The organism is Lysinibacillus sp. KU-BSD001, from assembly GCF_042920265.1.
GTDB lineage: Bacteria > Bacillota > Bacilli > Bacillales_A > Planococcaceae > Lysinibacillus_B.
The window spans coordinates 1-16,502 of sequence record NZ_JBDQZI010000029.1; the positions used below are offsets into that span (position 1 = coordinate 1).

Annotated in this window: 13 protein-coding genes and 1 pseudogene; 7 read left to right on the forward strand and 7 right to left on the reverse strand. The window is 33.0% G+C overall.

Annotation, left to right across the window (positions count from 1 at the left end; genetic code table 11):
* The first annotated feature begins 415 nt into the window (after window positions 1-415).
* Window positions 416-547: a hypothetical protein gene (locus AAGS61_RS20675; protein ID WP_391376565.1), complete on the forward strand. Its 132-nt coding sequence runs from the start codon at window positions 416-418 to the stop codon at window positions 545-547.
* Between the two features lie 823 nt (window positions 548-1,370).
* Here the strand turns inward: AAGS61_RS20675 and AAGS61_RS20680 are convergent.
* The 3 genes from AAGS61_RS20680 to AAGS61_RS20690 are packed head-to-tail and all read right to left on the reverse strand — an operon-like array spanning window position 1,371 to window position 4,912.
* Window positions 1,371-2,456: a Ger(x)C family spore germination protein gene (locus AAGS61_RS20680; protein ID WP_391376567.1), complete on the reverse strand. Its 1,086-nt coding sequence runs from the start codon at window positions 2,454-2,456 to the stop codon at window positions 1,371-1,373.
* Complete coding sequence (locus tag AAGS61_RS20685; RefSeq protein ID WP_391376569.1) at window positions 2,449-3,528, reverse strand: GerAB/ArcD/ProY family transporter; 1,080 nt, start codon at window positions 3,526-3,528, stop codon at window positions 2,449-2,451. Before AAGS61_RS20685 ends, AAGS61_RS20680 begins: the two co-directional genes overlap by 8 nt.
* 19 nt (window positions 3,529-3,547) lie before the next feature.
* Window positions 3,548-4,912, reverse strand: coding sequence for a spore germination protein (locus AAGS61_RS20690; RefSeq protein ID WP_391376571.1), 1,365 nt, complete (start codon window positions 4,910-4,912; stop codon window positions 3,548-3,550).
* A 555-nt stretch (window positions 4,913-5,467) separates the two neighbouring features.
* On the opposite strand from AAGS61_RS20690, the gene AAGS61_RS20695 reads away from it, so the two are divergent.
* Window positions 5,468-6,037, forward strand: a complete 570-nt coding sequence (locus AAGS61_RS20695; RefSeq protein WP_391376573.1) for a recombinase family protein — start codon at window positions 5,468-5,470, stop codon at window positions 6,035-6,037.
* A 276-nt stretch (window positions 6,038-6,313) separates the two neighbouring features.
* Window positions 6,314-6,571, forward strand: a complete 258-nt coding sequence (locus AAGS61_RS20700; RefSeq protein WP_391376575.1) for a helix-turn-helix domain-containing protein — start codon at window positions 6,314-6,316, stop codon at window positions 6,569-6,571.
* Window positions 6,572-6,951: 380 nt separating this feature from the next.
* On the opposite strand, the gene AAGS61_RS20705 is transcribed toward AAGS61_RS20700, so the two are convergent.
* Window positions 6,952-8,490: a primase C-terminal domain-containing protein gene (locus AAGS61_RS20705; RefSeq protein WP_391376589.1), complete on the reverse strand. Its 1,539-nt coding sequence runs from the start codon at window positions 8,488-8,490 to the stop codon at window positions 6,952-6,954.
* A 904-nt stretch (window positions 8,491-9,394) separates the two neighbouring features.
* Between AAGS61_RS20705 and AAGS61_RS20710 the strand changes: the two genes are divergently transcribed.
* The gene (locus AAGS61_RS20710) at window positions 9,395-11,140 is read left to right on the forward strand and encodes a hypothetical protein (RefSeq protein ID WP_391376577.1); all 1,746 of its coding nucleotides are present in this window, start codon (window positions 9,395-9,397) and stop codon (window positions 11,138-11,140) included.
* 167 nt (window positions 11,141-11,307) lie between these two features.
* Here the strand turns inward: AAGS61_RS20710 and AAGS61_RS20715 are convergent.
* A pseudogene (locus AAGS61_RS20715) lies at window positions 11,308-11,451 on the reverse strand (transposase); the annotation flags it as partial.
* Between AAGS61_RS20715 and AAGS61_RS20720 the strand changes: the two are divergent.
* Window positions 11,387-11,677 (forward strand): hypothetical protein, encoded by a 291-nt coding sequence (locus tag AAGS61_RS20720; RefSeq protein ID WP_391376579.1) that lies wholly within the window; start codon window positions 11,387-11,389, stop codon window positions 11,675-11,677. The pseudogene AAGS61_RS20715 and the gene AAGS61_RS20720 overlap by 65 nt on opposite strands.
* 1,099 nt (window positions 11,678-12,776) lie before the next feature.
* On the opposite strand, the gene AAGS61_RS20725 is transcribed toward AAGS61_RS20720, so the two are convergent.
* Window positions 12,777-13,316 (reverse strand): hypothetical protein, encoded by a 540-nt coding sequence (locus AAGS61_RS20725; protein WP_391376581.1) that lies wholly within the window; start codon window positions 13,314-13,316, stop codon window positions 12,777-12,779.
* 985 nt (window positions 13,317-14,301) lie between these two features.
* On the opposite strand from AAGS61_RS20725, the gene AAGS61_RS20730 reads away from it, so the two are divergent.
* Both AAGS61_RS20730 and AAGS61_RS20735 read left to right on the forward strand, forming a co-directional pair.
* Window positions 14,302-14,634 (forward strand): AbrB/MazE/SpoVT family DNA-binding domain-containing protein, encoded by a 333-nt coding sequence (locus AAGS61_RS20730; protein ID WP_391376583.1) that lies wholly within the window; start codon window positions 14,302-14,304, stop codon window positions 14,632-14,634.
* Window positions 14,634-14,972 carry a type II toxin-antitoxin system PemK/MazF family toxin gene (locus AAGS61_RS20735; RefSeq protein ID WP_391376585.1) on the forward strand — a complete coding sequence of 113 codons (339 nt, stop codon included), beginning with the start codon at window positions 14,634-14,636 and terminating at the stop codon, window positions 14,970-14,972. Before AAGS61_RS20730 ends, AAGS61_RS20735 begins: the two co-directional genes overlap by 1 nt.
* 412 nt (window positions 14,973-15,384) lie before the next feature.
* Here AAGS61_RS20735 and AAGS61_RS20740 read toward each other — a convergent pair whose 3' ends face one another.
* Window positions 15,385-16,005 (reverse strand): NAD(P)-dependent oxidoreductase, encoded by a 621-nt coding sequence (locus AAGS61_RS20740; RefSeq protein WP_391376587.1) that lies wholly within the window; start codon window positions 16,003-16,005, stop codon window positions 15,385-15,387.
* Window positions 16,006-16,502 lie beyond the last annotated feature (497 nt).

A 16,502-nucleotide genomic window follows, 5' to 3' on the forward strand; every position in this document is an offset into this window, starting at 1 on the left:
AGAAAATAGTCTCGTTAGATTCTTTAAGACCATTGAAATTTTCTTAACGTTGTTAAAAATGGGGGAATCGTCTCGAAAATGTGCTTAGCGTTGTAAATCCGCATTTTCCTGACGGGACCCCTACACGAACGAATAACATTCGATAGTTTTTTCTTAATTGGATTTAAGCTGTCCTTTACTCCATAAATTTCAATTTACCCCATTCTCATCTAACTTTTCTCTTCTCAGCTAAATTGCTAACAATAATACCTATTCTATATTTAAATAAAAATCCCTTCCTCAAGGATATGGCCTTTTAATGAAAAGTGACGCAATCCTAATTAAAGAAAGTGCTGCAAAAGTAATAATGGAGGAGCTAAATGTTCGACATAAAACACAAATTGAAACATGGGTACGCTGATATAAAGGCTGCGGGATGCATCGTTTTGAACAGCCTGTCGGTAAACAATATACGTATGGAAAAGGACCTGAAAGTCTTACTCCAATGGAACAGTTACAATATGAAAATCAGTTTTTAAAGCAACAAATTGAAGTTCTAAAAAAGTAAGCAGAATTGGAGAGGAAATGGTTAAACAAGTAATTGTAGATATGTTTGAGCAATGGAAAGGAAAATTAACGTTCAAAAGCTGTGTGCCATTTTAGAAATTCCACGCGCTACATATTATCGTTGGAAGAAGGAATCCAAACGGTTTCATACATCTCAACTACTAAAAGAGATGATTCGTGTATTATAAATAAATATCGATATGGGTATCGCAAAATTACAGCTATTCTACGAAATGATTAACGCATCAATCACAAAGCTGTACAACGTATCATGCAAAAATATAATTGGCAATGTCGTGTGAAGGTGAAGAAAAGAAAACAAACGGGACAACCATATTTTATCGCTCCCAATACACTAAATCGTGAATTTGCGGCGCAAAATCTTTTGAAAAACTAGTAACAGACATTACGTACTTACCTTTTTGGTGAGAAAATTTTATATCTTTCAAGTATACTCGATGTATTTAATAGTTAAATAATTGCTTATACGATTCGTGATTCGCAAGACGTATCATTGGTATTAGATACGCTCGAGCAACTACCCGCCTTACCCGAGGGTGTTTACTACATAGCGACCAAGGGTCCGTTTACACATCAGTAGCCTTTCAAAAGGCAGTCAAAGAAAAAGGCATTACCATGTTCCTTCAATATTTCTTTTGCCCCTCCAAGATTCGCAGCAACTAGTACATGTTTGGCTGTGAACTAAGTACTATCTTCCATTACAACACCCTTTACAACTGTTTGCTCTATCCCTTAGTTCAAAGACTACGTGTGCCAAGTCTTTGGTTTTGATTTTTAAATCCGATAAGGTAAATACTCCCCCATTATTTAACCAATCCTGTATCTATAATGGTCACGGTTACAGTAGGGTTAATGTTTACTCGATCAATTGACTTGGGCCAGTCTAGGTTTTTCCATGTCTGATAATCCATTTTTCTTTTTATATACTTTCCTAAACCAAGATTATCTATTTGGTGTTCCTTCATAATTTCTATTATTTCGTTTATTTCGTTTTTTATATATTTTTGAATATCTCTCTCCATCTCTGCCATTTGTTTCTCATTATTTATATCCTTTTTTCCATGGTATTCCAGTAAAAAGCCTTTGAGATCAATTGACACATTCACATCGATATCTTGATTATTATTTATTCCAACCTTTATACTTCTTTTATTCTTTAAAAAACTAAATAATACGTTCTCTTCTTTATTAATTTTAATTAATAATTTGCCCTCTTTAAACTCACCAGTTAAAAGAAAGAAAACTCTTGCTTTTATTTCTGGTAGTGATGTTTTTAACTGATCATCACTAAATAATGCAATACCTTCCGACATGATTCCATCTTCAGATTGTAAAATAATTGGAGCAATAGGATCAATAGCGTCATCTAGGTAATCTCTCGCAAACTTATGTATATCCATTTCAGGAATGGTATTTAACCTTGCTTCTTTTGTCAAAAGCTCTTCGATAACACTATCAACCATTTTATAATTTGGATAGTCTTTAGATAGCATTTGTTGTGGGCTGCCTTTTACAATAGACAGTTTTACAGTTGGTCTTAAATCTGGATCACGATAGAATGTATCGATTAAATCCCATACTCCTTTTTCTGCAAGTTTCTCTCCAATTAGAATACTTCTAACTTGACCTAAAACTAGATTTTTATCTGTCTTTTGGTTCAAAAATAACATTGATTCTCTTGGAGTATCAACAACAGTAGTGATAGTTTGCTGTTCTAAGGTTTCTGCTATTGGAAATGAGCCGGTTACTTTAAGCTTTCCGATATCCTCTCCTTCCTCAATTGACTCATAACCTATTGTATGAATAAATCCTAACTCCTCAACAATTTTTTGGTCCATACATCCCGATTGCATCAACAAGATTAGACTAATCAGTAAAATTCTAGCCATTACTTCTCCTTTTTATAAAAATAATCATCAATAATAATAGTGGTAAGAAGACAGATAGGAACAATTGAACTTTTGTTAAGGCAGATAACAAAAATATTAATTCTTTTTTTGTTACAAAAGCGAGCGTTGATAAATATCCAACTGCCAATAATACAAAAACAATAAGATTATCACTCCATTTAACCACCCTTTTTAAGGTAACTAAACTAATCCAGACATACATCGTAATAGTAATTAACACCTTTAAATAAAATAATATAAAAATGATAGAGTCCAATCGTTCAACAAATTCAAATTCGATATGTTTCATTAAAGTTACTACTGGGTAAACTTGATGAGTTAACTGTTGTATACTGTTAAATCCATAACAAAATATAGTAACAATCAAATATACAAAGGAAGTATATAAGTGACCCCAAAAAACATATTTAAAACCGCTTTTCTCTTTACTTATATACGGGAACATAAATAGGATTACTTCAAATCCTAGAAATGCAGTATATACTTCGATTATCCCTCCATAAAAGTCGGTATTTTCATTAAACAAAAATGTAGAAAATTGCAAAAAGGAGAAGTCAGGAACAAAATGTAATAAGATAAATATTATTGGTCCAGATAAAAAGAAAAATATAGTACAGATATGAGCGATTGTTATTATTCCTCTTGTAACAAGGTAAAAAGTAAGAATTAATGTTAACAGTACAAACCACTGTATATCAGTTTGAGGAAAATATAAAAACTTCATAACATGTACATAGTGTTTTGCGATTGTAACCGAAAGAATTGACCAGAATATGCTTAAAGAAATATATAAAGGCATTATTATCATCTTTGCCTTTGAATTTAAACTCTCAATTGTTTGAAAAATCGACTCACCTTTATTAAAACTATAAATTGTAGCAATCAATCCAATATGAATCAAAACAACAACTGAAATAGGTATAATCATGATCCAACCGTTATATCCAAAATGATTGACTATAATATTTGGTAAGCTAAAGAACACTATACCCATTTGAGTCATATAGGTAATAAAAAATAAATAGAACGGTTTAAATTTTTCATTTTGCATATTTAGGCTCCTCCTTAACTTATTTCTTAAAGAACTGATAAGGAGCACGAATAATAGTATCTTTTATGTCCTTCAAAGATAATGGTGCTATAGGTTTAAGATAATACTCCCCCATATTTTTTAAACTGCAAAGATGAATTAATAAAATAATGAATCCGAAAATTATTCCAAAGAATCCCGCTATTGATGCAAGAATAATAAAAATAAATCGAGCAATCCTTAAAGAAGCGGTCATTATAATATGTGGAACTACAAAAGAAGATATAGCAGATATAGAAACAACTATAATTAGTATACTACTCGTAAAACCAGCCTCTACTGCAGCAGTACCAATAACTATACCTCCAACTATACCAATTGTTTGTCCTATTTTAGACGGTAGTCTTGCTCCTGCTTCTCTTAACAACTCAATAATACTCTCAATAATTAATGCCTCAATTAGTGGGTTAAATGGCACGTTACTTCTTGATTTAATAAACTCATGCAGTAATTTAACAGGAATAATATCATATTGAAACATAGATACTGCTACATAGAATGCAGAAGCAAATAATGTTATTACTAATGCAGCAAATCTTAATGCCCTGGATAGAGTACCAAGTATCCATCTTTGGTTGTAATCATCTGGAGATTGAAAAAATTCAAAAAAACTAGTAGGGGTTGATAATGAATAGGGACTACCATCTAACAAACAAATAACTCTTCCCTCAAGCAACTTTGATGTTGAAACATCTGGACGCTCTGTCGTAAAATATTGTGGAAAAATAGAAAGAGGCTTCCTGTCTAAGTATTGTATTAGTTGATTTAAATCATTAATCCCTTTTATGTCAATGTCATTGATTCTTTCTTGCAATTCTTTAACTAACACAGAGGAGGTAATACCCTCAATATATAATAAATACATTTTCGTTTGAGTTAACGTGCCTATTTTATAACTAAGGACCTTTAAACGGTCTGATTTTATTCTTCTCCTAATCATAGATAAGTTAGTTCCAACGTCTTCTATAAAAGCTTCTTTAGGTCCTACAATTATAGTTTCAATTTCTGCAGCTGAAACACTTCTTGTTTTTGGAACATAAATATCAACTACATATGCTAGTGAATTTTTAAAAATGACTAATGCTTTTCCTTCCAGAATCCCACTAACCATTGAGTTAATATCTTCTTCTTGTTTAAATTCTTTTCTTCTTAATATATTTTTCACTTCATCGTTATTTATATTTGAAAATGGTTGTACAATATTATTTCTCAATTCCTCTTCCCCTACTAAATGCCCGAAAAATAATACCTCAATTTCTAACTCTGGAAATGTCCTAGTTACTAAATCATCACAATCATCTAATCTACCCTTAATATGTTCAGACAAATTTTTGTTTATATACATAATAAATTCCTCTCAAAACGTTATCAACGTGAGTATTGCAAAATTGTGTTATTTTTATTCAGAATTTTGTTAAACCGCTTCTCTCTCATATAGTCAGTATTGCAAAATTGTGTTATTTTTATTCAGAATTTTGTTAAACCGCTTCTCTCTCATATAGTCAGTATTGCAAAATTATGTGAGGTAAAGACAAAGGCCCCTTGAAGCCTATCGTACATGTGAAGGAAGCTCTCGATCGTTTAATGTGCCGTAAGCCCCCAAAAACTGATTTTACTATAAATATAAAGAATCCATTTTGAAAAATTGATCAAAATGGATTCTTTATTAGCAGCTATTAGTTACTTTTATAAAAAAGTTGAATCCTTTTTATAAAACTACAGTTGAGCATTTAACAAAAGACTGCTTTATTTAGTTAAACAAGCAAAATAAAAAAGTTGAATTCTTAGCATATGGAAATTCAACTTTTTTAGGTTGAAATTTGCTTAGCGTACAAAATTTCCGAAATGTTGTCTGTACCCCTAGTAAAATAAAAATATACAATTTTATTGGAGGTTACAAATGATTATTGGTTATGCTCGGGTGTCTACAATTGACCAAAACTTAGATCGGCAAATTGGTATGCTTAATGAATATGGTTGTGAAAAAATAGTTAAGGAGAAATTTACTGGTACAGTTAAAGATCGAAAGGGACTTCATCAACTTTTTGATGTTATCCGTAAAGGCGATACAGTTGTAGTGGAGAGCATCTCCCGTTTAGGACGTAAAACATTGGATATCCTCAACATTATTCAACAGTTAGAAGAGATGGGGGTTCAATTCATTTCTTTAAAAGAAAATATGGATACAAGAACCTCTACAGGTAAAGCCATGTTTCAAATGATGTGTGTCATTGCTGAATTAGAGAGGAACCTTATTGCTGAAAGGGTAAAGGAAGGACTTGAAGCAAGTAAAAGACGTGGGAAAACATTAGGTAGACCCAAGTTGGATAAAGAAAATCTTGCTGTTGCGCTACGGATGTATGATAGTGAAGAATATTCTATAAAGGAGATAATCTCAGCAACTGGAATATCTCAAGGTTCCTTATATAGGGCAGTAAACAGAAGAAAGATTGAAGAAATAAAAAAATAGGGCGAGTTTTATTATTTCTTCAATTTTACTTTGCGGTCTACAGCAGGAACCCTGTCACTAGGCCAAAAGGAATGTGCACTAGCCATAGTTGTACATTCTTTTTTATGTTTTCAGCTATAAATACTTGAATATTTTAACGAAATCTCATTAAATAGTATATTAGATATATCTTTCATGCAGTAATAACCCCTACTGCTGGCTATATCCTAAAATCTCAACAATAAACAAAATTAAAACATATTAAAAGAGCCTTTAAAACCTTGGAGGGAACCATTCATGCATACAATGCAAGAAGCCGTTAGACAAAGAATCGTAGCCCTTATGAATGAACACAATTATAGTATTTCTGAATTAGCACGTAGAGCTGATTTAACACAATCTACTGTAAATGACATTGTAAAAGGAAAAGTTAAAAACCCATCTATGCAAGCTATCTTCCAAATTGCTAAAGCATTTAATTTAACAATTGGTGAGTTCACTTCACACGAAGTATTTACTGAAATCGAAACACAACCAATGAAATCTAATCGTTAAGCTGCATAAGCTTATTATTTTTCACCTAATTAATTTCAAAAGCACTTTTAAAACAGGATCTATTGTTGATTCTGTTTTTTATTTTCACTAATTAAAATTCAAAACTTCTATGTTCATGATACCCCTATTTAATCATTCATGCTGTTAACTTAATAGCAGTATTACTGTACACATAAAAAACAAAATATAACTACTGGCCAAGTATTACACTTCGATATAGAAACAAAAGCACAAAAGATTCACTCTACTCCCCAGGGTGAAGGTCTTGTACCAAGACCTTCACGCCCTAAAACATAAATAATTACTCAAGCTATAAAACACTCGCCTAGAAAGAGACCCCCTGTAAATAGAAATATGTAAGGGCAGAGTGGAGTATTAAATTAACTAGGACTCCGAAGAATGTTGCTGAGTACCAACTGGTCAGTTTGATCAACTAATTTGTCTACCAAGTTTTCAAGATGGATACGGGCTGGTGATGCAATGCACTCTCTTACAAAATCATTTTGAATATGCTGAATATATTGTTTATAGGCGATTTTAGATTGCTGCATGCTAAATAAAACGTGTTTCATGAATAAAGAGACCGTAGACCAGCCTGTTTTGCTGAAGCGTCCTTTACCTGATACCGTTTTGATTAGTTTTGTTGATTGTTTAATTAACATATTTAACGTACTTGATGGAATTCCCACTGCATCACAGATTTCTTTTTGTGTACGCCAAATAAACGGCTCTGAATGGTTAAATTCAGCCGTAATGTAGTTAATAATATCTTCTTCCCACTCATCATAGTGGCTTCGCTCACGATCCTCACGGGCTTTTTTAAACTTATACCAACCCTTCCCCCCTAATTTCACTTCAAACGTACGATTAGGTACATAAGTAGCCAGTAATTCCTCAACGTATTCCTTAGCAGGACCTTGATATTTACCTGAATAAGCAGATTCAATGACAGCTGTTAAAGTTGGACCAGAAAGCGGATATTGTAAACGGTAATTAAACTCGTCTAAGAAATCCATTGTACGTTCCTTCGACCAACCCTCTTGAAGGCAGATTAAAGCTAGCGTAAATAACGTGTTATTACGCCCAATTTGCCCCTTCTTCCCTTTGATATCTACTGCATGGATTAACGCATTAAACCAGTCTGTATGCATTATTGAAACCTTTTGAGCACCAGGAGTAGGGACAACAAATAAAGGTCTTTCCATATCGTCGTCTTGACGCATAGACCAATTAATGAATTCAGACATTGAGTATGTTGTATCTAATTGGCTAAAAACGATATTAGATGGCTTTGGTACTCGGAAAAAGCCAAAATCATTGCAAAATAGGTCTGCTTCAACTGATTTTAAGCTACGTTTTAGATTGTCACTAATACGTTTTGCTACCTTCAGCCCTCTAAAGTCATTTTTATTTGAGATAAATAAAGGCTCGGCTAACACAAAATAGACCTGATAGCCTCGAGTAGTTGCCACAATTAATGTAGGTAAACCAATCGATTCCTCTAAGCAAGCCATTAAAATATCCTCACGTGAGTATTTATTTGTATCAATATCAACCACAAACGTATTGATCTGTAATAGATTACGTTCTTCAAAGCCTTGAATATAACGACGGGCTGAATCTTTATATGTATAAGTACGATAAATATTCGGTGTAAAGTGCGACAGCTCTGGTGCATCTTCAAGAATTGTTTCCTTTGAGGTAATAATGTATCCTTTTACACCGTGGTCTGTAAAATCTGCTTTTTTACGGACGGCAAAGATAGCCCCCTTCTTCGATAGCTTGTCTTGCTTCGCTGCCTCTACCTGCTTCGGTAGTGAAGCTTTAGATCCTGTTGGTTTATATTTTGTAATCCCCTGGTGTAATAGCACATCAAACAATTCTAGATGGTCTGCTTTATGTACAACCGCTGTCTGCATCTTGTTCACCTACTTCTCTCTAAATGTAATTAGAGTTAAGTATAGTAAACGGGTTTGGTCGAAAATGGGCTTCTCTAAGAGAAAAATAGACCAAAAACAGACCACCTCTCAGCCTTACTGCCACAAGGGGTTGAACCATTTTGTTAAAAATTGAATACTGACACTATTGGACGGAATTATAGACCACTTTAATTTAAAAATAGACCACTTGCTAAAACAGAAAATTAACTAAAATACTGATTTAATCATGTTTTCTAAAATAGACCATTTCAATTAGTGTGACTACTGGACGGAATTTTTTTAGTCGATTTGAAAATAAAGTATACCTAGTGGACGGAATTCCGGTCTATTTTGGTTCATAATTTCGTCCGCTGTTCATGGTATTTTTGACAAATCGCTTTATATCAACAAGTATTGTATGACTGTTGGACGAGAGAAAAATTTTAGTATGATTACTGGACGGAAAAACAGACCATTAAACAGACCGTTAGTATGAGCACTGGACATATATATAGACCATTACCATCATTTACGGACGAGATTTCACTATTATGTAATGAATGTAGACCATTACTAGCATCATTGGACGGAAAAATTAATTTTCGCACCAAAAACAGACCACTTTGTATGATTACCGGACGGAATTTAATATAAATTCATACAATCACACCTGTTTTTCCCTAAAAATCGGCAAAAGTAGACCGAATACTATCAAATATGGACGCAAATCGGTGAAATATCTTTAAAAAGTATTATATTTAGACCACAGTGGCTCATTTTATCGGTAGTATTTATTGCTGAAACGAAAAACGATAATACAAACCGTAGAATTGGTCTATTTTTAATGATTTTCTAAACCATTTTGGTATAATTGTATCAAAAAATTGTCTGTGAGGTGTTCTAGTTGAGCCTAAACCAATTACCAGAGCGTATGGTCATTAAACCACAGTGGTTGCCATTGGCCTTATATCAAGAAGCTATCAGCTTTTTCTCAAAATATAACACAGCTAAGCAGTGGCAAGTGGACGCAGAATGCTTATCAGAAGATCTTACTTACCAAGTATCACCTAGCTTTAAAGCCCTTTCTGAATGTGTATTCCATACATTGCTACAAGGTAGACCCGTTACAAAAGCTCTTTTAAGAGAAGCATTTGTTGATTATATAGATACGATTATTTATGAAGTTGAACCATTACTATTAGAAGAGGACCAAGTATCCAATAAAACAGAACAAAGTGGACCAGTGAATTCTGAAAACGAACCAATAGCAGACTTCCAGGTCGAACAATTAAGTTTATTAGAAGCAACAGAGGACGCCTTAGATAACGAGCGAATTTTTACTACACTAAATTCTCAGTATTTATTAATGCGTGATACCGTATCTTCAAGTAAAAAGTTTAATGAGAAGGAAGATGGTGTTTATGTGTCCGATATGATTGATGCTAAAGGTGAACTACGTGGTACAGCTCAACTTCGTAAAGATACAATTTCATTGCCTGATCAAGATCAAGAAAAGCTCTGGCTGTCTTTAGTGGAATCTACTATTAATGCATTTGATGAATTAACAGCGGATTTACTCGATATTATTTCGCATATGTGGGTCCTTCAGCAAAAAGATGAAGATGGCTATATAGATTTCCATAGTGATGAAGTATTAAAGCTTCGCCACGATAATCCTGGTAACAAGCCATTAATCATTCGAGAACGTGACCGCTTTAAAATTATGAAACGTGTAGCTGCATTATCTTCTATTTGGATTTCTATGCGTGAAAACGATATAAAAGTCGTAAATAAAGACAAAATCAAAGACGATGAGGAATATGATTTCACAACATTCCACCGTATGTTTGATATTAACAACGTAAAAGTAGCTTATGACAAAAAGACTGGCGAACCTAAAGGGATTTATGAGTTGAAAATTAAACCAGCCCCTATTCTTCGTACTTACTTTGATACGTCGTTACAAACATTCGTACCACTTGATTTAAAGATTATCCAATACAGCTACCATACACAGCGTGAATTAAAACGATTAGGCCGATATTTAAGCTATCAATGGAAGGTTCGTACCCTTTCACGTAACTTAAAACAACCATTTAAAGTGCGTACGTTGGTCGAGACATTGGACTTTCCTTCAAGCTATAACGGTGTATTAGTACGTGATAAGCTTGAACAAACATTAGATGATTTAACACACGATGGCATCATTGCTGAATGGTACTACCAAGAGCCTGTCGATGAATCTCGTGTTGGGAAAAGGGACTGGGTGAGAAAGTATTGGGGCGAGTTAAACTTAATCATTTTACCACCACAGGAAACAATTGAGGATAATCGCAAGAAGTACGGTCAAATGGCAGCTCTTCTTGAAAAAGAGCGAGCAAAGCAACAATTATTGGACTCGACCGTCACAATCGATTTAGAGCCTACTTCTACTGAAGCTAAATCCTTAAAAGACGTTCCATTGTCACCAGAGAGCGTTGCTGAACTAATTGATAAGCATAAGCTAAGTATTCGATCTGCTGCATCTGAAATTGGTATGTCACACAGTACACTATTACGTTATATCAATAAAGAGGCGAAACGCTCGAATAAAGCAAGTATGCAGAAGCTTCAGGATTGGTATGACGAGAAGAAAAGTATAAAAAAATAAATTTAGATAAAAATAAAAAGGGAAAAAGATATTTGTAGAAAAATATTCAGATTGTCGACAAAAGGCCTTCAGAATGAGACCATTCTGAAGGCCTTTTGTATTTTTAATATTTTTCGGGGTATTTTATAGTCTTATTTTAAGTAAAAGTACTCTTCGAGTATTCTAATTTAGACTATTTCTAGAGCTTGCCATGTCCAATTGGCAAGCTTTTTTAAATTCATAGCAGCAAAAGTAAGCATCGCTTGCATGGACAATTTTTTAATCCCACGTAGGGTTGTCCATCGCATACCATGCTTTTCTTTCGCATCTGCTTACAAAGGGGTAAAATTAGAGGAAATCGAACAGCTTGATTTTCGAGATGAACAGCTAATAACTCAAACAGGTTCAGTTAAAGTTGCTTCTAATAATTTGACGTTTGTACAAGCCTTCGAAATGGATTATTTACTAATGTTCGCATATGGAGATACATTTATCGGTAATTTTACTGATGATGTAGCCGCTTCAAATAAAAAAATATACACATTTTTACAAAAATGATAATTATGGTAATATATATAATAATGACATAAGTTTAAATTAATAAAATTAAAAGTGTATTACGGAAAAAATATTCAAACAAGGGCGTATCTTTCTATTCAACTCTTTATCATTAGAAAATACTCACAAATGTTTGAAGAAACGAGGTGGTATTTTGACTCATCAAAGTAACAAAACTAATCCCTTAAAAAAATATATTTTCATATACTTATTTATGTTAATTTTTGTATATTTGAGTGTAATGTTATGGAAATATATAGCTGGAGATGAAGTTACCTGGATTAAATCATTTATATTTATATTTATCATTTCAATTATCTATTTGTTACTAAAAATAATATCAAAAAAAAATTCGTCATAATAATATGATACCTGTGGATAGGATACTTGAAAAAGAAGGTGCTATTTACAGGTATTTTTTATATACTGGACTTTCAAGAGAAAAAGGTGAGGGGATTATTGGGATTTTAGCGCATTGTCAGCGAAAGTCAAAAACTCAGCACAAATAAGATATTTCAGCTTATTTCAGATACATTTGAACAGTTTCCATTCAATCGCATGGTGACTTATTTTTGTGTGCTCTAAAACGTGTCTCGTTTCGGGTTATTACAGCTATTTAAAGACTAAAGACGGGTGATGCGTGCAGCTAGATAACAGAAGGATTTAGAAGCGCGTGACCTCATCTTAAAGGGATATCGCTACGAAAACCATCAATAGGCTAATTATTCGAAATAAGCGTGTACAGCCCCATCCAAAAGCCTTTATCCATTCCGATCAAGGGGTTCATTATACAAGCCCTAAATTTCAGGCACCCCGGGAAAAAACAAAAGTTAGGTCAGTCGATGTCACTGTTGGGACAATGCGCTACAGGAATCGTTTTGCGGTCATTTTAAAGATGAAGTTGATTTTGATTCTGTGAAAATGTTAGATGAACTACGCGCGAAACTTGACCTATGGTCTACAACAACAATTACTGTTACCAATGAAATTAAAAAGGATGGCTCCTGTGCAATACAGGAACCATCTCATAACAGCGTAATCTTTTTTTAGTTTGTCCTTGACTTGGGTACCGCTTTATAATGACGACTTTTTTTAACTATTAAGCACCTATACATTTAATTTGTATCCATCCTAAACTCAATACTATCCCATGAATACCACCTTTAGCACCAGCTTTAATTATGTGCTTTGCAGCTTCTAACTCTTTTCCAGCCGCCAAAGCTTCAATTGCAGCAGTTAAACTTGCAACTCCTGTAATATCTTTCCAAGCAATTTTAATTTCATTAACAATACAATCATTGTAAGGACTGGAGTAAGAGTACGTAGATACTCTTTTCAAAGAGTTCAATGTCGTATTTTGTTGAGTACATACATTTATATTTTTATCTGAGTTATTAAAATCAATATAATCTTGAGGTATGTAACCTAATTCATTCTCTATTTTTTCTAAGTTAACTTTGGCATTTCCCAACTCATCTACTTCAATAGTCGATTTAACGAAATTCATTAATTCTAAAAATTCAGCTTCATCATATCCTTCAATTACATCCTTTTCTTGAGCATTTCCCATAGGAGCAAAAACAGTAAATACTAGTGTCAAAGTTAATATCCACGAAAACACTTTAAAAAATTTATTCATCTAAAATTATCCCCTTTTCATTTTTTATCTTATAATAGTATTGTACATCAATATAATTTGGAATTATATAACTTTTTATATCTAATTTTACATTTATGGAATGTATTTATTTATTAATTCAATCTATATTTACAATAAAATGGTAAATTGATGATAATACTTATTATAGAGATATCCGATTCAGTGGCTAATTCTTTAATCACCTTTAACGCATTATTATAGTAGTAATGCTCTGCTTCAAATCTTGTCCATTTAAATATTTCTTCTAAATAACTTCAAGATATTTTTCTTTTTGTTCATCTTAATTTAGAGCATTAATATCAACTGTCAATTTAAATATGAAATCTAAAAAATCTTGATCTCGTTTCAGATAGAACGGGATCTTGCACAACAATAGGAACCACTGTCGGATTGAATTTTTGTCTGTGTACGTGACTTACGCAGCCACTGATACATACTTTGAACGAGTACATTATTTTTTGCACACCAAGCGGCAACGCAATCGGGCGTGATTGTGGAATAAGCTCCAATTTTCTAATTCAATTAACATGTACTTAAATTCCACAAGGATTTATAACGTATACATAAATAAACCTAATAACGTTCCCAAATGAAAGTTTTGGGACACAATAAAACACTTAAAACGTTTTTATATCAATGTTTTAATTGTTTTTCTTTACTCCATTAATATACAGTTTTTTATACAAAAACGTTGAACACTATATACACCAAGGTTTTCAACGTTGTTCAAAAGAAACTTAAAAAGCTCAAGTTTTGAATAAAATCTTGCATACGTAGCCAATTCTTTAACGTTGTAAATCCGTATTTTTATGACGGTGCCCCTAGATAGAGTTTTTCGTATTGATTTGGGACAAAACGAGAATGGTTTAGTAAAACACTCAACATTTGACTGATTAAAACATATATCTATAGGGAACAATTATGTAGATACAATGTATATACATTTTACAAGTGAGGTGATATAATGAACGAAAAATACGAGGAGGAAGAAATTATGCCAGCATTAAAAGCACCGCTCGAAGAACTGATCGAAGAAGAAATCGTACATCCTGGTTCTACTGTACAAAAATGGGGTAATAGTTTAGCTGTTCGTCTCCCCAAAGATATTTTAAAGGAGGCTGGAATTGAACAAGGTACACGCGTTGAATTTAAACGTTTAAGCGATGGCAGTGTCGTACTTGTACCTATCAAAAAGAAACGTAAAAAGTATACGTTAGATGAGTTATTGGCACAATGTGTGCTTGAAAACCGTAGCGAAGAAGTAGATTTTGGTATCGAAGGTGAGGAATTAATCTAATGTCAATACAAGTGCCTGAACGTGGCGATTATGTTTATATAAATTTAAATCCACAAGCAGGAGTAGAAAAAGCTGGGCGACGTTCAGCCATCGTTTTATCTCCTAAAGCATTTAATCAAAAAACAGGCTTTGCTAGTATATGCCCTATTACAAATACAGTAAAGGACTGGCCGTTTCAGGTACATTTACCAGAGGGCGAATTTTTTACTGGCGCTGTAGAAACAGACCAAGTTAAAAATTTAGATTGGAAATCACGTAAAATACAAGTTGTTGCAAAAGCTGATGATGAAATTGTTGAGGAATGCTTAGCGAAAATAGAAACGTTTTTGTCTTATTAAAGAGCGTTTATTAATTTTATAATACAGATGAAAAAGCCTTCACAAACCCTTTTCGCCATTAATTTACATAAATAATTCAAAATAAAACAGAGAGCCGAATACAGCTCTCTATTTAACTTTTAAAACCTCAAATAAACGTAACCCCTTTCTAAATTTAGGATGGGGTTAAAATATAATTGTGTAATTTTCGTATAAGATACTTCACTATACTAAAAATTATATCAAAAAAGTCGTTTGAAAATCTAAGTTTTATTCAAAAATAGCGCCCTTTAATGGAATAACTACAAGAAGTTCTCAAATCTAAAATCACTTAATTCTTCTTTAACTAACGCACCCTTTAGTTTAAGTACAATTTTTCACAAACAATAAAATTTCACCTTGTGACAGCAAGTAATAATGTAAGAGAATATTATTAGTAGGCGATACCTACACGTGATTTTATATAATTGTTACTTTCAATCTGCTTATATGTAAATTCTGCTGTATCGGATACGTATATTTTTACTCCACCTACCGGTAAGAAATCACGTTCCACACGATATTCATCTAAACTTTCTCCATCTGGTAAATATGTAGGACATACAATAGTCCATTCGAGTGTTGATTGTTTAAGTAAATCGTAAACTTTATGATGTTCTTCTGCTGCACGGGTTGATTTACGCTTTGATTCACTTGATTGATAACGCAGTAAATTTGGGGTGGTTCTACTTTGTAGGATACCTGCAGTTCCTATAGTTATAATCCGTTGTATACCTTTGTTTTCCATTCCTTCTATAATGTGTGGCATACTTTCAGACAAAGTTGTTACTCCATCAGTATTTAGCGCACTAATAACTACATCAATTCCGTGCATTGCACGTACGATATCCTCTTTATTTAAAACATTACCTTGAATAATAGTTAAATTTTCATTATTTATTTGAATCTTCTCTGGCGTACGAACTACTGCAGTAACATGATGTCTGTCATGAAGAGCATAATTAACTATTTGACCTCCAACTCGACCAGTTGCACCTAAAATTAAAATATTCAAAAGTATAATCCTCCTTTTACGATACAAGTAATACACTACACTATAAATGCTATTATTTCGTCTTTTTTAACTCAGGTAGTATTACTTTAAGTATATAAATTCAAACTACTAAAATTTTAGAATAGAGAACTAATTTTCTTTAAAGAAGTAGCTATAGTGATAGGTAAGCCTTTGACGTTATCTCCAGCTTTTCCCTCACTTCACACCGTACGTGCGACTTTCACCGCATACGGCGTTCCAACTAACTCAATTTATTCAATTTTTATGTAAAGGCAAGATTTAATATAGTATTAGATTGCTACGTTTAGACATTGTTCACGCAATTTATTCAGTTTCTCTAGTTGCTTCTTATCTAAATTCAGTACTTTTAAAAGTACTTCAGACTGTAGACAAACTCGAAAATTTCGAGTTTGTCTACAGTCTTTTTTCTTTATAAAATAAAATTAAAAGATATTCTTGAAAATAAAATTAGCACTTACTACTAGAGGTGATAGATA